This is a genomic window from Nocardia sp. CA-151230 (assembly GCF_050942175.1).
Classification (GTDB): Bacteria; Actinomycetota; Actinomycetes; order Mycobacteriales; family Mycobacteriaceae; genus Nocardia.
In genome coordinates this window covers 1,390,026-1,413,038 of sequence record NZ_CP192061.1, presented here as the reverse complement: position 1 = coordinate 1,413,038, position 23,013 = coordinate 1,390,026, and the positions used below count along the sequence as shown (strand labels likewise).

Sequence of the window (23,013 nt, the reverse complement as noted above, 5' to 3'; positions counted from 1 at the left end):
CGGAGTACCGATCGAACGGAGTCCTGATGCCTGCGATCCACGACGAACTCGACGCCCGCGCGGCTGCGGTGGCCGGACAGGTGGTGCGCTGGCGGCGGCATCTGCACGAGCATCCGGAACTCTCCAATCGCGAGGTGAACACCGCGGCGCTGATCAGCGATCACCTGAAAGCATTGAGCCTGGACGAGGTTCGCACCGGCATCGCCGGGCACGGGGTGGTCGGTGTGCTGCGCGGCGGGCAGACGGGCGACCGGGTGGTGGCGCTGCGCGGGGACATCGACGCACTGCCGGTGCCGGACCTGTGCGGGGTGCCGTTCACCTCCCACGTGGTCGATCAGCAGTACCCCGGCGGGCCGTTCCCGGTGTCACATGCCTGCGGGCACGACTGCCACACCGCCATGCTCATGGGCGCGGCCACTGTCCTGGCCGGCATCCGCGAAAAGCTACCGGGCACCGTGCTTTTCGTGTTCCAACCTGCCGAGGAGGGCCCGCCGGTGAACGAAAAGGGCGGTGCGCGTGAAATGCTCGCCGAGGGCGCGCTCGACGATCCCGCACCGACCATGGCGTTCGGATTCCACGTCACCCCATACCCCAAGGGCTACATCGGATATCGGATCGGAAACCAGTTCGGGGCGTCCTGCCTGACCAGGATCACCCTCACCGGCCTGCAGGTGCACGGGTCCACGCCGTGGATGGGCATCGACCCGATGCCGGCGGCCGGAGCGATCCTGACCGGAATCGGGCAGCTCTACCGGCAGGTCAGCGCCTTCGACCCGGTCACCGTGAGCATCGGGCACGTCGAGGACGTGGGGCGGTTCAATATCATCGGCCAGACCGTGACGCTGTGGGGCACCATCCGCTGCGCGGTGGAGCACGACATGGACGAGGTGCAGACGCGGCTGCGGACCCTCGCCATGAACACCGCCGGCGCCTACAACTGTTCGGCCGCAGTGGATTTCCTGCAGGATGTGCCCGCCGTGCACAACGAGCAGGCGTGGATGGATGCCGGACTGCCCACCTTCCGCCGGGTGGCCGGGGACGACCGGGTGGTGCCGACGGGGGCCACGCTCGGATACGACGACGTCTCGGAGTTCGTCAACAGGTATGGCGGGCTGTACGTGACGCTGGGCGTGCAGGACACGCAGCTCGACGCCGCGGGTCTGCCGGCGCCGATACCCGGCGGGCGCGGACTCTTCATGAACCACAACCCGCACTTCTACGCCGACGACGACACCCTCGTCACCGGCGTGCGACTGCACGCACAGGTGGCCTACGACCATCTGCGCGGCGCGCTCGTACCCGAATAGTTTGTGCCGCAGTCGATTTGTGCGCCGCGATCACCCTCGCGGCGGAAACGGTCAGCGCCCGGCGACGACCGCCATGAAGGGCGCGTAGTCGCGGACGTGACCCTCGGTCCAATCCCAGAGGGACTTCGGGTCCACGGATACACCGCGCTGCAGAATCAGCCGCCAGCCATCGTCCTGCTTCTCCCAGATATCGCCGTCGCGGTCCACATACATGCCGGTGCTCTCGGGCTCGATGCCGGTCTCTCCCAGACCCCTGGGGAAATTCACTGGCTTCGTCACACCAACCACCCCTTAACTTCAAGGTTGCTTCCAGTCAGAAGTATTCTCCCCGCCCACTCTTGCGATCCACTTCCGGCGGGGTTGTGTGACGCATACGCACCGTTAGCATTGGAAACAGAATTCCGTACCACACGGTCTTCTTTATGACCGAGACCGGCCATAACTATCCGACAACCATTCGGCTACCTTTTGGCATCTCCAGGTTTTCGAGGGATAGTGCTCTTCTTGCGGCGAATGACCAGTTCGCCTCCGGTCGCAGGAGGACACCGATGGCAGGCGCGGAGCTGAGAGTGCTCGGCCCCCTGCAGCTGTCCGTCGACGGTCGCGACACCCCTCTGGGCACCCCCATGCAGCGCGCCGTGCTGGGCCGCCTCATCGTCGCGCACGGCCAGGTCGTGAGCACCGAACGGCTGATCGACGATCTGTGGTCCGGGCATCCGCCACCCAAGGCCACCGCGGTACTGCAGGTGCACATCCACAATCTGCGGCGACTGTTCGAACCCCAGCGCCCACGGCGTGCACCCTCCCGGTTCATCGTGTCCGAGTCGTCAGGGTATGCCCTGAAGATCCCCGAGAACGCCGTGGACGCATGGCATTTCGAGCAGCAGCTGCGGACCTATCAGGAACTGGTCAGCAACCCCGAGATCCACACCGACCCCACCGAGCGCAATGCCCTGCTGGATGCCGCCCTCTCGCTCTGGCACGGTCCCGCCCTGGAGGCCTTCGCCGAGGCCGACTGGGCCGTCGCCGAGGCCGATCGGCTCACCGACCTCTACCTCACCGCCGTCGAACTCAATGCCCGCACCGAATTGGAACTGGGCCGCTCCGGCGAAGTGGTCCGCGAACTCCGCCAGCTCTTCGAGGACAATCCCGGGCGCGAGGAAATCGTCCGCCTGCTCGCCCTGGCGCAATACCAGCTGGGCCAGCAGCTCGAGGCGCTCACCACCATCCGGCGCTCCCGCGATTTCCTCGGCGGCCTATTCGGCGTCGATCCCTCCCCCGCACTGCGCCAACTCGAAATAGCAATTCTCAATCACTCCGCCGGACTCGCCCGGACCCCGCCCCTGCCGGCTCACGGCCGCCACCCCACCGGCCCCGCCGCACCCCCTGCCACCACGAGTACGACCGCTCCCGCGCCGGTCTCCGGCCCGGGAATCGAGACGGCGCGAACCAGCGCCGCCCCCGAGTCTGCCGACGGGTTCCATTGCGCTACCGGCTATCTCACCGAGTTGTCGGAGCTGCTGAACGCCGCCGAGGCGGCGCGGGCCGGCCAGTTGCGGGTCGCCTGGGTCGCCGGGGAGGCGGGAATCGGCAAGACCGTGGTGGCGGAGGCCACCCTCGCCACGCTGTCCACCGCGGGTTGGACCGCGGTGACGGGAACCTGCCCGGAGATCGACGGCGCGCCCACCGCCTGGGCCTGGACCGAGATCAGCACCGCCCTCGACGTGAGCGAGCCGAGCCGGGCTGCGGCCGGACAGCTTTCGGAGAGCGCGGTCGGCGCACCGGGTGCTGCCGCCGCGGCACCGACGGATACCGCCACCTCCCAGCCGATTTCACCGGTCACACCGCAGCCGAGCGCGATCGACTCGGGGACGGCGGCCGAGGACGCGTTCACGCTGGCGCGGGTCATCGCGGAAAAATGCAGGCGCGCGGCCGGTTCCGCGCCGGTGGCGTTGCTGCTCGAGGATGTGCAGCGGGCCGATCCGGGGACCTTGCAGGTATTGCGGCAGGTGGCGAGCTGGCTGCGGGACGAACCGGTATTCGTGCTGGTCACGATGCGGCGATCGGAGGCTGGGCAGGGGGCATGCAATACGGTCGCGGCGCTGGCGCAGCATACGGGAGCCTGGCTGGAGCTCAATGGACTGGACCCGGAGGGGACGCGGCGAGCCGCGGCGGCTGCCGGGCTGACGGGGATCGAGGCCGAGGCGCTGGAACAGCTGCAGCGGCGGACGGGCGGGAATCCATTGTTCGTCCGGGAGGTGGCGAAAGCGGCTGCCGCACAGGGGAGTTTGGACGAGGTACCGGATTCGATCCGGGAGCTGATCGAAGATCGGGTGGCGCAGCTGCCAGACGGGGTCGCCGAGGTGCTACGGCAGCTGTCCATCTGGGGTGAGAGCGTCGATCTGGCGATTCTCAGTGCGGCGGCGGGGCTGGCCGAGGACACCGTGATCGATCTGGTCGCGGCGGCCGAGGCGGCCGGACTGGTGGGCTCCGGGAGCGGCGGGCGTATTCGGTTCGAGCATGGGCTGATTCGCGATGCCGTGTATCTCGGCATACCGCCGCTGCGGCGGGGCCGGATGCACTGGGCTGCGCTGGAGCTGCTGGAACAGCGTGCCGACGCCTATCCGGCGGTGGCGCGGGACCCGGATGTGCTGGCCCGGCACGCCCTCGCCGGCGCGACCGCCGAAACCGCCTCGCGCGCCATCGAATACGTGGGGCGGGCGGCCGAGCGGCGCACCAGCCGCGGGATACGCAGTGCCGGTGTGCGGCTGCTGCGGTCGGCGGTGGACCTGCACCGGCTGGCCCGCCACGACGCCGACCACGCGCCCGCCGGCGACCGCATCGCACTGCTGCGTACCCGCTGCGCGCTGGTCACGGCCCTCGCCTACGACAATCGGCATCGGGAGGCCCGTGTCGAACGCGACCGGGCCCTCACCCTCGCCGAGCAGCTGGGCGATCCGGACCTCGTGGTCCGGGCGCTGACCTGCTGGCGTGCCCCGATCATCTGGGCGATTCGCAACTGGCGCAAGCCCGATCAGCACATGCGACGGGCGCTGGCGCGCGCCCTGGCCCGCTACGGCATCGGCGCGTCCACCCTGGCCTTGCTGGTGAGCGAGGTCCCCGAGCCCTCGGCTCCGGCCAGCGACGACACGAATACCGTTGCGGCGCAGGTCGATTCGAACGACGCGGCAGATGCCGATCTGGTGCGCCTGCTGGTCGCGGCGACCTTCGAGACGGGACTGGTGGAGTCTGCCGCCGGGCGGCGACTGGCCCGACTGGCCCTGGAGACGGCGCGACGCACGAGCGATCCCGAATTGCTCTGTGCCGCCATCAATGCGGTGACCTATCTCGCATTCGAGTACGACGCGGAGTTCTCGGCACTGGTCGGCGAACTGGAGCGGCTTTCCACCGCCGCCGGCCTGGCCGAGTACCGGGCGCTGGCGCACTATCTGGGATATCGGGCCGCGGTGGCCCGGGCGGATCTGCGGGAGGCAGGGCGGCGGGCGACGGCCGCGGTGTCGTTCGCCGACGAGGGCCAGTTGCAGCCGCTGCTGGATATGGTCAGCTGTTTCGCCGGGACCATGGAACTGTTGCGCGGGAACATCGACGCGGCCGACGAGCTGTACCAGCGGTTCACCACTCGCACCCGGCTTTCCGGCGTGGCCAATCACGCGGAGGCGGAGTTGTTCTGCGCGCTCGCGATCGGCTGGGCGCGAGGCGAACTGGGGGGCCTGACGGATCGGCTCGCGAACGCCTATGCGGCGCTTCCCGCGGCCGCCGCCCCGGCCTACACGCTCGCGCTGCTGCAGAGCGGACAGCGCGAGCGCGCACGCGGCGTGTACGAGGACTCGGATCCGATTGCGGCGGGCTTCTATCCGGTCCTCATGTCGGCATTGCGGGCGGTCGCCGCCATTGAGCTCAGCGACACTCCAGCAATTCAGCGGCTCTACGAATACCTGGCGCCGCACAGCGGCACCCTGATCGGGCTCGAAACCGGGATGACCGAGTTCGGACCGATGGATTCGATCCTGGCGGCGCTGGCCGCCGCCCAGGGCGACGCCGAGGCGGCCGCTGCACATCGCGACCGTGCGGAACACCTGCTGGAAAGGATTCGAGCCGAACTTCCCGAGTGCGGCGCCGCACTACTGCGCGCGACCTGATGCACGAGAAATCCGGATCGAGTCATTGGCCTGAAATGTCGCTCCGCCTCCCCGCGCCCAGAGCCGATGCCAACCGGCTCTCGGCTCTCAGCGAATTTCCAGCGGCCTGATTTGCGCTGGTTAATTCTTGGCGCGCTGGTAAGCGTCGACGATCTCGGCCGGGATACGGCCGCGCGAGGAAACCTGGTGCCCCTGAGCGCGCGCCCATTCGCGGATCGCGGTGCTCTCCTCGCGGTCCACCGCCGGACGGGTGCGGCCGCCCGCGGCCACCTTGCCGGTCCGCTTGGAACGACCGACCTTGCGGGCCTTATCGGTCCACGGTTCCAGGGCCTCCCGCAGCTTGCCGGCGTTCTTGTTCGACAGGTCGATCTCGAAGTCGTTGCCGTCGATCGAGAAAAAGACGGTTTCGTCGGCCTTCGATTCGCCGTCGTAGTCGTCAACCAGAGTTACGGTGACTTTCTTCGCCATGGACTGCCCTTCCACGTGTGAGGTGCCGCTATTCGCCGAAATGTTAATGCCGCGCGATGCAGGATTCAAACCAGGCGCGAATCGAATTAGGGGCGACCAGACTATTCTGCTATTACCGCAGAGACCGTCCGGTCTTCAGCACACCCGGAATGCGGCCAAGCGCCACCCGGAACGACCGTGGACAATGCGGGCGGCGAGCGCGAAACGCCGCCCGCCGCGGTCGTAACCCGCGCAAACTTCCGCCTGCCCCGGCCCGTCCATGATCACATCCACCCTGGTGAGGATGGCGGTGCCGAGTTCCCGCCCGGGTAGCCGGCCCGCCCCCGCCAACGTGCGCACCGCAGCCACCACCGCCGGCTCGGCGAGCGGGCCCAGCTGCCTCACCGGACGGCGGCCGTCCAGCACCTCGAGCGCCAGCCGCAGCGTCGCTCCGGCGAATTGCCTTGCCGCAGTGTTGCATTCATCACTACCCCGGGATTTCACAGCGTGCGAAGAACGCAGAAACCGTTGCAGGCCGACCGATCCGGGCGCGGCAGACACCGATCGGCGATCCACTCGATTCCGGCATCCGGGCGTTCGGCCCGCGGTGGCGGCCGGCCACTGATCGGGCTGCGGTGCCCGGCGGCCCACCTGCGGTGCGTTGCGGCCTGCCCTCGGAGCGTGGCGGACCGGCTCCGGCTTGCCACGACACTGTTCCAGCGGCGGCTCGAATCGTGGTGCGGGCAGCAGGAATCCGCCCGCCGCTGCCCTCGAGTCCGCTGCCGTCCTCGAGTCCACCGCTGCCCACGGCTCGACCACCGCTCTCGTCTCGACTCCTCCCATGGCGCGAAAGCATGGCAGCCCAGCCGAACGCAGACGACCCCAAATCAGGATTCGCACCCCTCGGGCTACTTCAGCAGCGCGAGCCGCCCCAGCAGGTCGGTGGGCAGGTGGAGCAACCGGCTGATGGTCCACAGCTGCCCGGACTGCGGGTCGTACTGATCGGGCATGGCGATACCGGCCGCAGCGAAGGCCCGGAAACCGTGCCGGTGGCCCGCCACCGATGGTCCGCGAAAGACGCAGGCACTGTGGCGGAAGCGAATTCAGTGAACCGGTTCGAGCACCTCGGCCGCCGCGACGGGCCGCAGCGTCTTGCCGAGGTCGGCGCGCAGGACCATCGCGGTGTCCAGCAGGTAGTTCTGCCGCACCTGCCACGGATGCCGATCGCCCTGGCGCGGGAAGTCGCCGATCGAGCGCTGGACGTACCCGGAGGCCAGATCCAGCAGTGGCCGCTCCTGCAGGGTGCGCTGCGGCTGCGGGACCACCGCGCGATAGCCGTTGCGGTCCATGTACCCCAGCACCTTGCAGACCAGTCGCGAGGTGAGGTCGGCCCGCAGCGTCCAGGAGGCGTTGGTGTAGCCGATGCACACCGCGAAATTGGGCACGCCGGTCAGCATGGTGCCCTGCCAGACGAACTGCTCGGACAACTCCACCGGCGCGCCGTCGACCACCAGGTCGACGCCGCCGAAGGCGAGCAGCTGCAGACCGGTGGCGGTGACCACCACGTCGGCCGCCAGCACCTTCCCGGACTTCAGCCGGATGCCCTCGGGCACAAAGGTTTCGATGTGATCGGTGACCACCTCGGCCTTGCCCTTGCGCATCGCCTTGAAGAAGTCGGCGTTGGGCACCGCGCACAGGCGCTGATCCCACGGGTTGTATTCGGGGGTGAAGTGCTCGGCGACCAGCTTCTCGTCCTTCAGGATTCGGGTGGTGAGCCCGGTGAGCAGCTTGCGGGCGGCCTCGGGCCGACGCCGGCAGTACTGGTAGAAGCCGATGTTGAACAGGATGTTCTTGGTGCGGATGAGCCGGTGCGCAAGGTTCGGCGGCAGCAGTTCGCGCATCCGGTCGGCCACCTTGTCGCGGCCGGGGACGGCGGAGATCCAGGTGGGGCTGCGCTGCAGCATGGTCACCAGTTCGGCCTGCTCGGCCATGGCCGGGACCAGGGTGACCGCGGTCGCGCCGCTGCCGATGACCACCACGCGCTTGCCGGTGTAGTCGATGTCCGCGGGCCAGAACTGAGGGTGCACCACGGTGCCGGCGAAGTCGGCGATGCCGGGGAACTCGGGCTCGTGGCCGTGGTCGTAGTTGTAATAGCCGGAGCAGGAGTAGAGGAAGCCGCAGGTGAGCGTGCCACGCTCGACACCCTCGGAGGTACGCCGCTCGAGCGTGAGGGTCCACCGCGACTCGCCGCTGTCCCATTCGGCGCCAACGACTTTGGTGCCGTACCGGATGTGCCCGTCGATGCCGTTCTCGGTGGCCGTCTCGGTGATGTAGCGCAGGATGGCCGGCCCGTCGGCGATCGACTTGGCGTCACGCCAGGGCTTGAACGGGTAGCCGAGGGTGAACATGTCGCTGTCGGAGCGGATGCCCGGGTAGCGGAACAGGTCCCAGGTGCCGCCGAGCGCGTCGCGTGCCTCGAGAATGGCGTAGCTGCGGCCGGGCTGCTCGGACTGCAGTCGATACGCCGCGCCGATGCCGGAGAGCCCGGCTCCGACGATCACGACGTCGAGGTGTTCGGCGAGAGGTTGCGCGGCGTTCATGACTTCCAGTCTGTTGCGCCTGCCATCCGGTTCCTTGACTCTGCACGACAAGTATTTGATCCTTGACGACATGTCGGTGATCAGATCCGCCGGACTCCGGGGTTTCCGTGCGACCGTGGCCGAGCTCGGCGGGGACGCCGAGGAGCTGGCCACCGCCTGCGGACTGCCCCTCGCCGCCCTGGACACCGACGATCTACTGGTCCCCGACCATGCGGTCGGGGCGGTGCTGGAGCTGGCGGCCCATCGGCTCGACTGCCCGGATCTGGGGCTGCGGATGGCGTCGCGGCAGGACCTGGACATGCTCGGTCCGCTGGCGCTGGCCATCCGGAATGCCACCACCCTGGCCGCGGCGCTCGACTGCACTTCGCGGTACCTGTTCGTGCACGCCCGCTCGCTCAGCCTGACCATGGAACCCGACCCCTACGGCGATCGCGGCGTCATCGCGCTGCGCTACGGCGTCACCGCGCCCGGCCAGCCCACCCCCGTCCAGGGCACCGATCTCGGATTGGCCTTCGTACACAGGACGATTCAGCGCCTGGCCGAGGGGCGCTATGGGCTGCGCTCGGTGGAGGTTCCCTACCGGCCCGCCGCCCCGATCCAGGCGTACGAGGAATTCTTCGGCGCGCCAGTGCGAATCGAGCGTCCGGCCGCACTGCTGCGGATACCGGCCACCCTCGGCAATCGGCAACTCTCCGGCGGCGACGAGAACCTGCACCGGATGGCGATGGCGTTCCTGGCCCAGCAGTCCGGCGGCGCGGCCACGGCCATCACGCCGCGCGTGCGGACCACCCTGCAGCAGCTGCTGGGCACCACCGCCCCCGAAATCGATGCCGTGGCACGGCTGCTCACCCTCCATCCGCGCACCCTGCAGCGACGGCTGGCCGCCGAGGACACCACCTTCGCGGCGATTCTCGACGAGGTCCGGCGCACCGAGGCGCGGCGCTACCTGACCACGACGGATATGCCGATGAGCCAGGTGGCCTCGCTCATCGGATTGTCGGAACAGTCCGTATTCACACGCTGCTGCCAGCGCTGGTGGGGTGCAACACCGACCGCGGTGCGCAAGGGCAAAGCGGGCTGACCACACTGGATGTCAACGGGACGCCACCGAGTTTCGATGGGCCCATTGGCAAATCACCCACGGCGAGTCGCTCATGACACGCACTCGATTTGCGAGTCGCCGCGTGTCGATCATGGTCAATCGGCGCTCCCGACCCCAGGATGTCCTGATGATCGCCGAATGCCCTTCCTGCGCTTGGCCCTCTCCCACGGCTGTCTCCACCCACCGCGGGGTGCAGTACCTGCGCTGCGTGTGCGGCCAGTGGCTGATCAGCGTGCACGGGAAGGTGGTCGGCGCGGCCGGGGGCACCACGTTCAGCGGGAACAATCCCCTGGCGGAGATCGCCGGGATCCGGGATTAGCTCGCCGGCACGAAGATTCGCGCCGACTCGATGCGCAGCCCGCGGTCGGCGAAGTCGAGTTCGGCGATGCCGCGGCCCTCACGGGTCTCCACCGACACCGTCACCGAGTGCCCGGCGGCAATGGCCTTGCTCCAGCGCAGGCCCTTCACCCGGGTGGTGAAGTCCTCCAGCGACATCGCGCCGTCCACACCCCACTCCAGGCGCGGGACCGGAGCCAGAACCGCACGGGCACTGGACGAATCACCGGCGGCCACGGCATCCAGCAGCTGCCCGGCGGCCTGCTTGCCCGCCGCGCCGACACCGCGCAGGCCGGACATGAAGCCCATCGCCCCGCCGATGCCCTGGTTGCCGATCAGCTGCGGACCCAGCTTGGCGCCCGCCAGCAGGCCCTGCGTGCCCGATCCCAGCAGCTGGCCGATCATGCCCGCCAGCTCCCAATGTGCGCGCAGGGCACGGATTTTCAGCGCGCCGTCCACCTCGGCCAGGTCGTAGCGGAGATGCATGGGCACATGCAGGGTGACCCCGGTGGACATGGTGGTGGCGATGGTGAGATCGCGGAAGACCGTCATGCCACACACCACGTCATCGGTCACGTCGAAGACGATGCCGTTGGGCGCGATGAAGGTGTCGTAGAAGCGTTCGATGGCCGCACGCCCGATGTGCGGGCGCGAGCCGACCGGGTCCTCGACGCTGCCGTTGTCGGCGAAAAGGCCCACCCAGGCGGCCTTGTCGTGCGCGCCGACCGCCAGCGGTGACGCTTCGACGGTCGCCAATAGTTCGGCGGCGGTGGGATTCGCGGGCACAGTGTCCTCCAGATGTTGGCAAGCGCGCGCGATGATACCGAACGCCCCGGCCCCGGACTAGATGTTCGCCAGGCGCGGCAGTAGGCGTTCGGCGAATTCGGTCACGAACGCGATGGGATCGCCATCGGGCATGAAGTCCAGCTCGGTGATGCCCAGGGCGGCAAGCTGCTCGGCATCCCGCAGCATCTGGTCCGGATTGCCGAGGGCATCGGACACATAGACACCGGTCTTGCGGATGGCGTCGTAGTCGCGGCCCTCGGCCTCGCAGTGCGCGCGCAACACGGCCAGCTTGGCGGCGACCTCCTCGGGGCTGCTCGCGAAGAGATTGCAGGCGTCCGCGTAGCGGGCCACCAGCAGCAGCGTCTTGCGCTCACCGCCGCCGCCGATCCGGATGGGCGGGCGCGGCCGACTCAAAGGCGCAGGCACACACAGGGTCTCGGCCAGCTGGTAATGCTCGCCCTTGTACGGCCCGTTGTCCGGGCCCCACATCTGCAGGCAGATCTGCAGTGTCTCCTCGAGCCGTTCGAACCGCTCGGCCATCGGGACGACCGGTACGCCGAGCCCGCGCTGCTCCCGCTCGTACCAGGACGCGCCGATGCCCAGTTCGGCCCGGCCGCCCGAGAGCACGTCGAGGGTGGTGACGATCTTGGCCAGCAGGCCGGGATACCGGTACATCACCCCGGTCACCAGCAGTCCCAGCCGCATGCGCTCGGTCAGCGCCGCCAGGTAGCCGAGGGTGGTGTAGCCCTCCAGCATGGGTTCCTCGGCGGTGCCGCGAAGCTCCATCTGGAAGTAGTGGTCCATGACGGTGAACTGCGCGAATCCGGCCTGTTCGGCAATTCGGGCGGTATGCGCCAGCGTCGACGCGATCCGCGCGGTCGCGGCGGGGTGCGAGTAGTTCCAGTAGTGCAGGCCCAGCTCCATGACGGACTCCTCCGTTGGGGACGACATACCTTGTGTTCGTGCCTGATGCCGTGCGTTCGTGCGCAATACAGTCTGCCCCACGATCACGGCGGGAAGGTCCACACCGGGATCTGTACCGTCGGAGGCGTGCCTGCTCTCCGGAGGGTCATTGCGGGGGTCGTCACCGTGACGGCACTGATCGTCGCTCTCGCGTTCGCGGGGCTGCCGGTGTTCGTGCACCCGCAGGTGGATCCGCTGCGCCGGGCCGACGCCATCGTGGTGCTCGGCGGGACGGCCTACGCGCGCTACGACGTCGGGCTGCGGCTCGCCCAGCAGGGCTATGCGCCCGAGCTGCTGATCTCGCGATCCACCGGCCAGAACGACCCGGTGATGGACCGCTACTGCGACGGCGGGTTCGACTTCACGGTCTCCTGCTTCGTGCCGAACCCGTGGACCACCCAGGGCGAGGCCGAGGAGATCCGCCGGCGGGCCCAGGCCGGACACTGGCAGCACATCATCGTGGTGACCTACACACCGCACGTCTCGCGCGCGCGATACATCGTGGAGAAGTGTTTTTCCGGACAGATCACCATGGTCGCCAGCCCCAGCGATTCGGGGCTGTTGTTCTGGTCGTGGATGTATGTGCGGCAGTCGGCGGGTTATGTGCGCGCGTTTCTGCAGCGCGGATGCTGAGCCGAAAGATGCGCCACGGCCGCGCAATTGAACGGTTACGATGAGGCCCGGGCAAAGGGAAGCGCGTCCGTCGCGGGGGTGGATGCGGGTGCGGGAGGATTTCCGGTGCGTATCGACGACCTTCGTGCCGTGCGGGACAGCGAGCTGACGGCCGACCTGTGCATTATCGGGTCCGGACCGGCAGGTCTGACCCTGGCTGCCGAACTCGCGGGAAGTTCGCTGCGGGTGCTGGTGCTGGAGAGCGGCGGGCGCGAACTCGCCCCCGGCACCGATGCGCTCAATGACATCGAGAATATCGGCGCCGCGCGCGCCCAGCCGTATCGCAATGCCCGCAATCGCATTCTGGGCGGCAGTTCGCACACCTGGAGCGGACGCTGCGCACCGCTGGACGAACTGGATTTCGCGGCCCGCGCCTGGGTCCCGTTCTCCGGCTGGCCGATCGGATTCACCGAGGTCGAACCGTATCTGGATCGGGCGGCGGGACATCTGGGACTGGGATACGGGGCCGGGTTCACCGGCGACCGGTTCTGGGAGCTGGCCGACCGGATGCCGGCCCATCCGGAGGTAGACCGCCGCTGGCTGCGGCCCTACTTCTGGCAGATCAGCAAGGACCCGGCGGATCCGTTCGACTCCAAGCGATTCGGTGTCCATGCCGGGGAGATCTCCGCGGCCAATATTCGAATTCTGCTGAATGCCACCGTTTCCCATATCGATACCGATCCGGACGGCTGTCGGGTCGAGGCATTACGGGTGGTGGATTCCGCCGGAAGTACCCGTATGGTGCGTGCGACGCGAATTGTGCTGGCCGCCGGAGGAATCGAAAACGCGCGCCTGCTGCTCGCGTCGAATCGCATTGTGCCGGAAGGTATCGGTAATCGTCACGATGTGGTGGGCCGGTATCTGCTGGATCATCGCTGCGGTGCGGTGGGCGCGCTGGACCCGCACACCTCGGCCGCCGCGCGCGACCGATTCGGCAAATACGTCGTGAAAACCCGCGGCGGTAAGCACACCTTCCTGCACGGGCTGGCACTGTCGCCGGAAATCCAAGCCGACGAGGGACTCCTCAACTGCGCCCTGTGGATTCAGGAGGTGCCCGCCGAGGACGACCCCTGGGAGTCGGTGAAGAACCTGCTGCGCGGGCACATGAACCTGCACGACGCCCGCACCGTCGCCAGCCATCCCGGCTTGCTGCTCTCCGGGGCCAAACGCCGTCTCATCGACCACACCGGCCTGCCGCGCAAACTCGAGCACGTGGAACTGCGCTGCATGGTGGAGCAGACCCCGGATCCGCGCAGCCGGATCACGTTGAGCGACACCGTGGATCGCCTCGGCATACCGCATCCGCGCATCGACTGGCAGGTCAGCGCGCAGGAGGACGCTACCGTCCGCCGCGCCGCCGCCCTGGTCGCGGGTGAGTTCGCCCGCCTCGGCTATCCCCCACCCGCCCTGGACGAATGGGTCCGCGAGACCAGTGATCTCCCGGCCCGGCTGACCGACTGGGCGCACCCCACCGGCGCGACCCGCATGTCGGCGGACCCGCGCACCGGCGTCGTGGACGGCGATTGCCGAGTGCACGGCATGCGCAACCTCTATATCGCCGGCAGCTCGGTCTTCCCCACCAACGGCCACGCCAACCCCACCCTGACCATCGTCGCGCTGGCCGTGCGGCTGGCCGACAAGCTGCGCGGCGCCGCCACCTGACGGGTGTACCGAAAGGCCCGCCGAGCTCGAAAGCTGCGGCGGGCCGGCGCTTTCCGGGACGCGGTTACTGCTTGGGCAGCGGGAGGTCGATGCCGCCCACGTCGGTGACCTTCCACTCGCTCCTGGGGTCGACGCTCACCGTGTAGTAGATGGTGGTGAGGACGCCGTCCGGGTTCTGCGCATTGGTGGAGTTGACGTTCAGATAGACGTTCACCTTGTAGGCGCCGTTGTCGCGATCGGTGACCTGAGAGCTGAGCAGGGTCGGGCTCGAGGTCCACTTCAGCGGAACCAGGATCTCCTGCAGCTTCGAGGAGGTGGCGTCGAACTTGCTCGCCAGCGCCGGGGTGGTGTTGGACTTGAGGCGAGCGGTCCAGGCGTTGAAGTCGGAGAAGTTGAGGTTGGCCGCGCCCATGGCGTAGTCGGAGGCCACCTGCTCGGCGTGCTTGTCGTTCGCGGCCTGGGTGTCGCGGTCGTTCAGGTCGCCGCGCGCGGACTGCCACAGCACGATGACCGTCACCAGCGCGCCGATGAGCAGCACCGCGGCGCACGCGGTCACCAGGGTCGAGACCTTCAGCTGCACCGTCCTGCCCGGGGTCGGCGCCGGATCCGGGTCGATCGGCTGCTTCGATTCGGTGTCCTGAGACATGGGTCTCCTCCTTGCTGGTACTGCTACTTCACGCCGACCTGCACGCGCACGGCACCGTCACCGGTGGACGCGAGCGCCTGCGAGATCAAGCTGCTGATATTGAGCTGAGGCCCGGCGGCGCGTGCCGCGTCAGCGAGCGGCTGCAATTGGGGCGCGAGGGTTTTCAATTCGGGTCCGGCCTGCTGCAGCCATTCGTTCAGCTTCGCCAGGAAGGGCGCCAGACCGTTGCCGGAGACATATGCCTGCGGCCCGGGGGCACGGTCGACCAGTCTACCGACGGCATTGATGAGCTCCTCGAGCGACTGCTCGAACTGCACGAACGCCGGGGCCGCGGCGGCCGTGGCCTCGCCCATGCCATCGATATTCAAGGCCGCCGCCTGGAAGCTGTTGAGTAGCTGAGCAATCTTGGGCTCGCGGCTCATAATCGCCGCGGCCAGTAGATCTCCGGCGCGGGTCAGGTTCGGCACGGCCGAATCCGTATCGTGGAAGGCCGCTCCCAGCGTGCTCGCCAGCGAGGCCGCCACCTTCGGGTCGACCTGGTTCATGACCTTGTTGACCAGTCGCGACACCTCGGGAATGGACAGCGGCGACTTCACCGCGGCGGCGTCCAGGCGTTGGCCGTCCTCGAGGTACGGCCCGCCCGCGGTGCGGGGCCGGAATTCCACGAACGGCTCGCCCAGCGCGGACAGCTGCTCGATGGTGACGTCACTGTCGGTGGGCAGCCTGCGGTCCCCGTCGATGCGGAAGCCCACCTCGACGCCGCGCGGGGTGGAGTCCACAGACGTGATCTTGCCGACCCTCATGCCGGTGAGGAGGATGGGCGAACCCACGCTCAGCCCACCGGAATTCGCCATCACCATGGACCCGTCGGTGTAGTGCGCGAACGGATCCGCCCGCACCACGCCGAAGGTCAGATAGCTCGCGCCCACCACGGTGACGGCCGCGATGCCGCCCAGCGACGCCAGCGAACCCCACTTCATCGCACCGCTCCGATCATGCGCAGCCCGGCCAGAATGTTGGTGACCTGATCATCGTGGGAGACCGAATCCGCCTGGACGCCGGTGATGTTCACCTTGGGCCCGTTCTCGACGAACGGAATCAGCTTGTCCCGCAGCAGCGAGGTCAGCAGCGACAGGTTCGACGGCACCGTCAGGTCCAGCGGCCGTCCCGAAAGCGCCAGCGGTGCAAAGGATTGCGTCACCGGATCCAGTGCGGTGGCCAGCGGGGCCAGCCACACCAGCGACTGCCCGAGCTGGCCGAGCACGGCGAAGATCTGGGTGACGCCCTTGATCGAGCCGGTGATCCCGGTCATGGCGTCCACCGACTCCTGGCTGAGCTCGTGGTCCAGGAAGTCCGCGCGATCGTGCAGCACCTGGGCATTCACACCCAGACCGTCGAGTAGCTTGTCGACCTGGTCCAGATTGGCCGCCAGATCCACCGCGTTCCCGGCCGCGTTCTGCGCGATCCGCTTGGTCTCCTCGGGATCGCGGGGCAGCACCGCATTGAAGTGGTTGATGATGTCCTGCAACTGATTCACGGCCCCGCCCTGGGTGAAAGCGGCCAGCGCGGCCATGGTGTCCTCGAGCTGCACCGGCGGGCGGGTGTGGTCCTGGGTGATGGTGCCGCCGTCCTTCAACAGCGACCCGAAACCGTCCGGCGGTGTGGTCAGCGCCAGATGGATGTCACCCAGCACCGTGTTCTGCCGCAGCTCGGCCACCGTGGTGGCCGGCAGCTGCACCTTGGACGAGATGTCCGCGTCCACCACGACGTAGCCGCCGCGCCCGCCCGCGTGCGCCGAATCCACCACGCGCACACCGCTGACCGAACCGACCTGCGCGCCATTGGCGATGACCTTGGCTTTCGCGGGCAGGTTCAGCACATTGCCGAACTCGATGTGCAGCCGGTAGGTCGGGCCCGAAATCGTGGTGCCCGGCACCGGCACCGAGGACGGGTCGAAGGCACAGCCCCCCACCCCGGCGAACAACCCGGCAGCCAGCACAGCGGCTCCGGCACGCCTGGCCGCACGTCCCCGCGGACGTCGGTCGGAGCCTGCCCCCTGCGCAGGCTTCGACGAACAGGCCGAGCTGACCTCTCGCGCACCGGAACCAGGCCGGGTGGCGATGACGATCTCCCAGCGTCCGAACCTCATCGCACACCTGCCATTCCGAGCACCAACGGGACCAGCGGGACGTTCACCATGCCGTTGGCGGCGTCGGTGCAGCTGCCCGGGGTGACGGCGTTGACGGCGGCGCAGACCTGTTCGGCCTGCGGGGCCGGCAGGGCGGCGCGCGGGGAGCCGTAGGTGATGCCGTTGCCCATGATGTTCTGGGCCGCATTGGCCAGCACCGGGAGTTTCAGCATCACCTCGGACAGCGAGCCGACGTTGGCGCGCAGCAGCCGGACCAGCGGCAGGGTGTCGTCGAGACCGCGCATGATCGGGTCGCCCGCGATGGTGACCAGATCATTGAGCATGGGCAGCACCTCACCGAGCCGGTCGATGAGCTGCGCACCGGGACCGAGCAATTCGGTGCCGGCATTGTTCAGGGCGGGAGCCAGCCGCAGCAGCATGGAGCGCAGGTCGCCCCAGTGCTGCTCGACCTTCGCACCGACCGCGGCGAAGGCGTCGAAGATGCCCGCCAGGTGCCCGATGTCGGCATCCGGCTGGGCCAGCGCCGAACCCAGCTTCTTGACGATCTCGTTGATCTGCGGGCCCGCGCCCTGGGTGGCCGAGTCCAGCGCGGACAGGCCGTGCGCCAGCGCATCCGGGGCCTGCGCCTGCTGCAGCTGCGAGGACAGATCGGCCATCGCCGTCAGGGTCTCGGTAATGCTCTTGGGCGTCAAGGTTTTGGTGATGCACTGCGACGAATCCCAGTGCGCCAGATCCTTGCCGCTGTTGAGCACGGCCAGATTGCGATCGGCCACAATGGAATCCGAGACCGTCGTGGCGGCGGCGTCCGCGTACACGGGGTACTTCGCGTCGACCGAGAACTTCACCTTGACCTTGGTGCCGTCGGAGTCGATGGAATCGACGGTGCCGACCGGGATTCCGCGCATGGTCACCTTGTTGCCGGCGTACAGACCGACGGCGTCGGGCATGACGGCGCAGTAGGACACGGTCTTCTTCATCGGGTTGAACCACAGGAGGTAGCCGACGACCGCCAGCAGCACCACCAGCACCGCACCGGCGACCGACATGAACGCCTGCGATCCGAGCATCCGCTTGAACATCAGCAGTCCTTCCCCGGCACCGGAATGCACACCTGCGGCTGTGCCACGGGCTGCTGCGACAACGTGACGGTCTGCTGCGACTGGTCGACCTGCACGCCCCCGTCCGGAATCACCAGGTCCGACAGCTTCTTCTGCAGGTCCTGCGCGGCGGTCAGGGTCGGGGTGAACTTCTGGCCGAGCTGTTCGAGCTGGGTGATGGCCTCGGTCAGCTTGGGCTTCAGATCCGACCAGGTGGGTTCCACACCGCCGAGCCGGCCGAGCACGTCGCTGAGCAGCCGGATGGCCTCGGCCATCTCGGCATGCTTGTCGTCGAGCACGGTGACCAGCAGGTTGGCATTGTCCATGAGCCGGCCCAGATCGGATTTCGCGCCGTCGTACATGCGCACGTACTCGTCGGCCACGGCCACCGCGTTCGACACCTGACTGCGTTGCTTGTCCAGCGCGTCCACATAGGTCTCGACCGTGGTCAGCGTGGTGCGCAGGGTGTCGGGTGAACCGTCGATCGAATTGCCCAGTGCCGCAAGGTTCTTGTTCAGCGTCGAACCGTCGATCTTGGAGAGCGGGGTGGCCGCGTCCTGGAAGGTCTCGATCAGGCTGTAGGGCAGGCGCACCCGGTCCGCCGGAATAGCCGCGGACCCCAGCGGTTTGCTCCCGGCGGGGAACACCGCCACATAGTGGCCGCCGACAATGGTCAGCATACGAATGTCGAGGGAGGTCTGATCGCCCAGGAACACATCGGATTTCACCGTGAAGCGCATGACGACCCTGTCCGGCTTCAGCTCCAGCGACTTCACCTCGCCGACCGAGATACCGGCGATGCGCACGTCGTCGCCCGCCTTCACCGACTGCGCCTCGGACAGTTCCGCGGTGTAGGTGTGCTTGCCGAACGGGATCACGTACAGCGCACCTGCGGCCGTCAGGCCCAGCACCACCAGCACCGCACCGATGACGCCCTTGCGCAGGTGCCGCTTCTGCTCGGTGGCGTCGTCGACCACCCGATCGTCACGTTTCAAACCGAGCCCGCTCGAGAAGCGGGGCCATGTCATCCGTTGCATATCGCCACCTGCTGTCCCGACACGAGCACCCTGACCACCGCCGGCACATCGGCGGTTCCCTTGCTGCACACCGGCTTCCAGCCGCTCGGCCCGGTCGGCAGGGCCGCGTCGGCCGCGCCCAGCACCGCGGGCAGGCGGCCGAAGGCGTCCACCGCCTCCTTGGCATCGGGGAAGATCTTGCGGATCAGCGCGTCCACATCGGACCCGCTGTCGATCCCCAGCGAGCGCAGCAGATTGTCGATGGGCCGCAGCACCGAGGGCGCGGTGACCGCGAATTGCGCCAGGCCGCCGATGTTCTGCTGCAGCGCCTCGAAGATGTCGGAGAGCTGCTTCAGCAGCGGCACCAGGTAGTGCACGCGCCCGCCCAGCCGGTCCGACAGATCCGACATGTTGTGGATCAGCGTCGAGATCACCTGCTGCCGGTTGTCCACGTACGACGCCAGTTTCCCGATCGCGTCCATGGCCGGGCCGATCCCGCTGCCGTCGCCCTCGATCAGGGCCACCATGCTGGCGCTGAACTGGTTGATGGCCTCCGGGGAAATGGTCTGCAGCACCGGCTTCAGGCCGTTGAACAGCTGCGTCACATCGAACGACGGCACGGTGTGGTCCTCGCCGATGCGCGCGCCCGCCGGAATCCGGTTGCCGGGCTGCGGCTGCTGCTGCAGATCGATGTACCGCTGGCCGGTCAGGTTCTGGTAGCGGATGGCCAGCTTGGAGTTGTCGTAGACGGGCGCATCGGTCTTGACCGACAACTGAACCCGCGCCTTCGCACCCTCGAGACCGATCTGCTTCACCTTGCCGACCTGCACGCCGAACATGCGCACGTCGTCGCCGACCTTCAAACCGTTGGCATCGGTGAAGATGGCATCGTGGGTCTCGGTCTTCCCCGACACCGGCCGCTGAATCGCGGTGAGCACCAACATGAGCACCACCCCGATGACGCCCGCGAACAAGGCCAGCCGCCAGGCTGCGGCTTTCACACGCCCACCCGTCGCCCCACCGCCGCCCCTGATGGAATCGCTGCGCGATGCACGCCTCATTTGGCCCCTCCCAGCAGCGGCACCGCGATGGCCGGCACACTCTTCAGGTCGACCTCCACATTCAGCACCGGCCCCTGCCCGGTGTCCGGCATGGCCGCGCGCAAACGCTCCAGCAGCAGGCGCAATTCGGCCGCGGACTGCTGCGGCTGCGGCACCATCTGCGCCAGCGCGGTCAGCACCGGCACCAGCATGTCGGTGGTGCCGGAGAGCTGATTCCCGGCCTGGGTGAAGGTGGTCGCCAGCGCCGGCAGCAGCTGGCCGGTGACCGTCGCGACGCCCTTGTCGTAGGCGGCGCGGTCGGTCTGCAGCCGCTGCATACTGCGGATCAGATCCACCACCTGCACGGTCGCGCCCGCGAATCGGCCGCCGCCGTCAAAGGCCGGGCCGAGCTTGCCGACCAGCTCCGACATCGGCATCTTCTGGTTGTCGGTAATGGTGCGCTGCGCGGTGACGAGCGCCTGCGCCAGCGGCATGAGCGCCTGTGTATCGGCCGCGGCCTGCGCGATCACCGACGCCATCTGCGGGGTCAGCACCGAACCGCCCACCTGCGAGGCGCTCCGCAGCAGCGAGCCCATGGTGGCGTCGTAGACCGCGGCGGCGCGGCTGCCGGTGAAGTCCAGCACCGTGCCCGAGCGCAGCGGGGAACCGCCCGCGCCCCTGCGCAATTCGATCTCGCTGATGCCGAAGAGGTTGGCCGGCGCGTAGTCCACCTGCAGGCTGTCGTCCAGCCCGAACAGCTCGGCATCGTCGAGCCGCAGCGAAATCTGCTGCGTCCCGTGCTGATCCGGCGCGATCTCGGTGACCTTGCCGATCACCACGCCATTGGCCCGCACGTCGGTGCCGACCAGCACGCCGTCACCGATCTGCTCGGTGCGCAGTGAAATCGGCAGTCCGGCCTCGGTTTGCTGTGACCGGTACAGCGCCCAGCCCGCCACCACGGCCACCACCAGCGCCAGCGCGACGGTGCCGACCGTCATCGCCCGCTTGCGATCGACGGCCACACCCGGCATTCCGTAATTCGGCATCCCCTACCCCGTGAACGTAATCGCCGAGTTGAAGCCCCACAGGGACAGCGACAGCACCATGTCCATGGCCACGATGGCCACCGAACTCGCGCGCACCGCCTTACCCGAGGCGATGCCCACACCCTCCGGCCCGCCGGTCGCGAAGAAGCCGAAGTAGCAGTGGATCAGGATGACCACCACCGCGAACACGGCCACCTTGACCACCGCGGCGATCACGTCGAACCCGGACACGAACTGGAAGAAGTAATGGTCGTACACACCGGCCGAGGCCCCGTGCACCAGCGTGATCAGCCCGCGGCAGGCCGCGTAGGACAGGATCAGCGCGATCAGGAAGGTCGGCACGATGGCGACCGCGCCCGCGAGCACGCGGGTGGTCACCACGAAGGGAACCGAACGCAGACCGAGGGATTCGATGGCGTCGATCTCCTCGGAGATGCGCATCGACCCGATCTCGGCGGTCATGCGGCAGCCCGCCTGCGCGGCGAACCCGATGGCCGCCACGATCGGCGCCAGCTCACGGGTGGTGGCGTAGGCCGACACCAGGCCGGACACCGGGCCCATGCCAAGCATGTCCAGCGTGGTGAACGACTCCACCGCCACCGACGCGCCCATGACCAGGCCGAGCACGATCATCATCGGCACGGTCCCGCCGCCCACGATGACCGAGCCGCGGCCCCAGGTCATATCCGAGATGGCCCGCATGGTCTCGCTGCGGTAGCGCTTCAGCGTCAACGGAATCGACGACAGCACCTGCCAGACGAAGGCCAGCGTGAAGCCCAGGTTCTCCACCCGGCGCAGGATCAGGCCACGGCGGCGATAGGCGCGCGCGGCCCAGCCCAGCCCCTTGGGCACATAGGTTGCCGACATCAGGCCAGCCTCGTGGGCAGGAAGAGATCGGTGACCTGGGTGGCGACCAGATTGACGGTCACGATCGACACCACCGACAGCACCACCGCGGCGTTCACGGCGTCGGCGACACCCCGCGGGCCGCCCTTCGCCTCGAGCCCGCGCTGGCAGGCGATGATCACCACGAGGAAGCCGAAGATCACGGCCTTCAACAACGACACCCACACATCAGCGGTGGTGGTGAAGGATCCGAAGGTGGACCAGTACGAGCCCGGCGTCACGCCCTGCCCGCCGATGGCGACGCCGTAGCCGGCGAGCACGCCCACGAAGATGATGAGCACGTTCAGCAGCGGCGCGACGAAGACCATGGCCACCAGGCGCGGGATCACCAGCCGGTGAATCGGGCTGATGCCCATGGTGTTCAGCGCGTCGATCTCCTCGCGGATGGTGCGCGCGCCCAGATCCGCCGCCAGTGCCGCGGCGCCCGCGCCGCCCAGCAGGAAGCCGGTGGCCAGCGGCGCGCCCTGCTTGATGACGCCCAGGCCGCCGGTCGCGCCCAGCAGTGAATCCGCGCCCAGGGTGTGAATCAGATTGCCCACCTGGACCGAAACGATGACACCGAACGGAATCGCGATGAGCACGGCCGGAATCGCGGTCACGGTTATGAGCCGCCAGGCCTGGAGAATGGCTTCTTTCCATTGGAATTGGCGGCGCGCGATATCGGTGACGGTGCCGACCACGGCTTCCTCGGCAATTCCGACCGCGCGACCGAAGGTGCGCAGCGACGCCACCGAGGTGCTGTAGAAGTTGTCACGCACGATGCGCACGGCGGACCGATCATGGACGGCCCGGGTCATCGCAGGACTGCTTCTTCGGGACGCCGGAACCGACGTGTGGTGGCGAGCTTCAAATTTCTTCTCCGTGATCGGCAACACTGCCTGCCATCAAAGCTAATGGTTACCCGGAGTTACAACAAATCGGTTCAAGGTGTGACCGGAACCTCTAAGTTACCTATCGGTACCTCCGAGATCGGTCCCGGTCAGCGGGACCAATAGGCACGTGACCTGCAGATCTAGAACGTGTTATCAGAGCTGATCGGCTATCGATATGATGCCCATCACACGCGGAGCGAACCTCA

Annotated in this window: 22 protein-coding genes; 6 read left to right on the top strand and 16 right to left on the bottom strand. The window is 68.0% G+C overall.

The genetic code is table 11. From position 1 onward, the window contains the following. Positions 1-26 precede the first annotated feature (26 nt). On the top strand, positions 27-1,307 hold the full coding sequence (locus ACQP1O_RS06240; RefSeq protein WP_433564912.1) for an amidohydrolase: 1,281 nt from the start codon (positions 27-29) through the stop codon (positions 1,305-1,307). Positions 1,308-1,358: 51 nt separating this feature from the next. Here ACQP1O_RS06240 and ACQP1O_RS06235 read toward each other — a convergent pair whose 3' ends face one another. Beyond that, a complete protein-coding gene (locus ACQP1O_RS06235) occupies positions 1,359-1,586 on the bottom strand; it encodes a hypothetical protein (protein ID WP_433564911.1) in 228 nt (75 codons plus the stop codon). A 269-nt stretch (positions 1,587-1,855) separates the two neighbouring features. Here ACQP1O_RS06235 and ACQP1O_RS06230 point away from each other — a divergent pair, with 269 nt between their 5' ends. Next, positions 1,856-5,467, top strand: coding sequence for a BTAD domain-containing putative transcriptional regulator (locus tag ACQP1O_RS06230; protein WP_433564910.1), 3,612 nt, complete (start codon positions 1,856-1,858; stop codon positions 5,465-5,467). 120 nt (positions 5,468-5,587) lie between these two features. On the opposite strand, the gene ACQP1O_RS06225 is transcribed toward ACQP1O_RS06230, so the two are convergent. The 4 genes from ACQP1O_RS06225 to ACQP1O_RS06210 form a co-directional block, all read right to left on the bottom strand. Continuing rightward, positions 5,588-5,935, bottom strand: coding sequence for a histone-like nucleoid-structuring protein Lsr2 (locus ACQP1O_RS06225; RefSeq protein WP_040860441.1), 348 nt, complete (start codon positions 5,933-5,935; stop codon positions 5,588-5,590). A 135-nt stretch (positions 5,936-6,070) separates the two neighbouring features. Next, positions 6,071-6,475, bottom strand: coding sequence for an Rv3235 family protein (locus tag ACQP1O_RS06220; protein ID WP_433564909.1), 405 nt, complete (start codon positions 6,473-6,475; stop codon positions 6,071-6,073). A gap of 347 nt (positions 6,476-6,822) precedes the next feature. Further along, entirely contained in the window at positions 6,823-6,975 is a 153-nt protein-coding gene (locus ACQP1O_RS06215) for a hypothetical protein (RefSeq protein ID WP_433564908.1), read from the bottom strand. Between the two features lie 42 nt (positions 6,976-7,017). Continuing rightward, positions 7,018-8,514 (bottom strand): flavin-containing monooxygenase, encoded by a 1,497-nt coding sequence (locus ACQP1O_RS06210; RefSeq protein WP_433564907.1) that lies wholly within the window; start codon positions 8,512-8,514, stop codon positions 7,018-7,020. On the opposite strand from ACQP1O_RS06210, the gene ACQP1O_RS06205 reads away from it, so the two are divergent. Continuing rightward, positions 8,513-9,595 (top strand): AraC family transcriptional regulator, encoded by a 1,083-nt coding sequence (locus ACQP1O_RS06205; protein WP_433564906.1) that lies wholly within the window; start codon positions 8,513-8,515, stop codon positions 9,593-9,595. The genes ACQP1O_RS06210 and ACQP1O_RS06205 overlap by 2 nt on opposite strands. Before the next feature lie 148 nt (positions 9,596-9,743). After that, positions 9,744-9,935, top strand: a complete 192-nt coding sequence (locus ACQP1O_RS06200; RefSeq protein ID WP_433564905.1) for a hypothetical protein — start codon at positions 9,744-9,746, stop codon at positions 9,933-9,935. Here the strand turns inward: ACQP1O_RS06200 and ACQP1O_RS06195 are convergent. Next, complete coding sequence (locus ACQP1O_RS06195; RefSeq protein WP_433564904.1) at positions 9,932-10,738, bottom strand: nuclear transport factor 2 family protein; 807 nt, start codon at positions 10,736-10,738, stop codon at positions 9,932-9,934. The two genes, ACQP1O_RS06200 and ACQP1O_RS06195, sit on opposite strands and share 4 nt — an antisense overlap. A gap of 57 nt (positions 10,739-10,795) precedes the next feature. After that, positions 10,796-11,662: an LLM class F420-dependent oxidoreductase gene (locus ACQP1O_RS06190; protein ID WP_433564903.1), complete on the bottom strand. Its 867-nt coding sequence runs from the start codon at positions 11,660-11,662 to the stop codon at positions 10,796-10,798. Positions 11,663-11,788: 126 nt separating this feature from the next. Between ACQP1O_RS06190 and ACQP1O_RS06185 the strand changes: the two genes are divergently transcribed. Both ACQP1O_RS06185 and ACQP1O_RS06180 read left to right on the top strand, forming a co-directional pair. Beyond that, positions 11,789-12,334, top strand: a complete 546-nt coding sequence (locus ACQP1O_RS06185; RefSeq protein ID WP_433564902.1) for a YdcF family protein — start codon at positions 11,789-11,791, stop codon at positions 12,332-12,334. 105 nt (positions 12,335-12,439) lie between these two features. Beyond that, positions 12,440-14,035, top strand: a complete 1,596-nt coding sequence (locus ACQP1O_RS06180; RefSeq protein ID WP_433564901.1) for a GMC oxidoreductase — start codon at positions 12,440-12,442, stop codon at positions 14,033-14,035. Positions 14,036-14,099: 64 nt separating this feature from the next. Here ACQP1O_RS06180 and ACQP1O_RS06175 read toward each other — a convergent pair whose 3' ends face one another. From ACQP1O_RS06175 to ACQP1O_RS06135, 9 genes are all read right to left on the bottom strand, one after another. Beyond that, positions 14,100-14,681, bottom strand: a complete 582-nt coding sequence (locus ACQP1O_RS06175) for a hypothetical protein (protein WP_433564900.1) — start codon at positions 14,679-14,681, stop codon at positions 14,100-14,102. A gap of 23 nt (positions 14,682-14,704) precedes the next feature. Next, positions 14,705-15,661 carry an MlaD family protein gene (locus ACQP1O_RS06170; RefSeq protein ID WP_433564899.1) on the bottom strand — a complete coding sequence of 319 codons (957 nt, stop codon included), beginning with the start codon at positions 15,659-15,661 and terminating at the stop codon, positions 14,705-14,707. After that, a complete protein-coding gene (locus tag ACQP1O_RS06165; RefSeq protein WP_433564898.1) occupies positions 15,658-16,680 on the bottom strand; it encodes an MlaD family protein in 1,023 nt (340 codons plus the stop codon). Before ACQP1O_RS06165 ends, ACQP1O_RS06170 begins: the two co-directional genes overlap by 4 nt. A 146-nt stretch (positions 16,681-16,826) precedes the next feature. Next, positions 16,827-17,909, bottom strand: coding sequence for an MlaD family protein (locus ACQP1O_RS06160; protein WP_433564897.1), 1,083 nt, complete (start codon positions 17,907-17,909; stop codon positions 16,827-16,829). Then, entirely contained in the window at positions 17,909-18,964 is a 1,056-nt protein-coding gene (locus tag ACQP1O_RS06155) for an MlaD family protein (protein ID WP_433564896.1), read from the bottom strand. The genes ACQP1O_RS06160 and ACQP1O_RS06155 overlap by 1 nt, the downstream gene beginning before the upstream one ends. Beyond that, entirely contained in the window at positions 18,952-19,944 is a 993-nt protein-coding gene (locus tag ACQP1O_RS06150) for an MlaD family protein (RefSeq protein ID WP_433564895.1), read from the bottom strand. Before ACQP1O_RS06150 ends, ACQP1O_RS06155 begins: the two co-directional genes overlap by 13 nt. 56 nt (positions 19,945-20,000) lie before the next feature. Continuing rightward, positions 20,001-21,029: an MlaD family protein gene (locus tag ACQP1O_RS06145; RefSeq protein WP_433564894.1), complete on the bottom strand. Its 1,029-nt coding sequence runs from the start codon at positions 21,027-21,029 to the stop codon at positions 20,001-20,003. 3 nt (positions 21,030-21,032) lie between these two features. Beyond that, on the bottom strand, positions 21,033-21,896 hold the full coding sequence (locus ACQP1O_RS06140) for an ABC transporter permease (protein ID WP_379387864.1): 864 nt from the start codon (positions 21,894-21,896) through the stop codon (positions 21,033-21,035). Further along, positions 21,896-22,732 (bottom strand): ABC transporter permease, encoded by an 837-nt coding sequence (locus ACQP1O_RS06135; protein ID WP_433564893.1) that lies wholly within the window; start codon positions 22,730-22,732, stop codon positions 21,896-21,898. The genes ACQP1O_RS06140 and ACQP1O_RS06135 overlap by 1 nt, the downstream gene beginning before the upstream one ends. Positions 22,733-23,013: the final 281 nt, after the last annotated feature.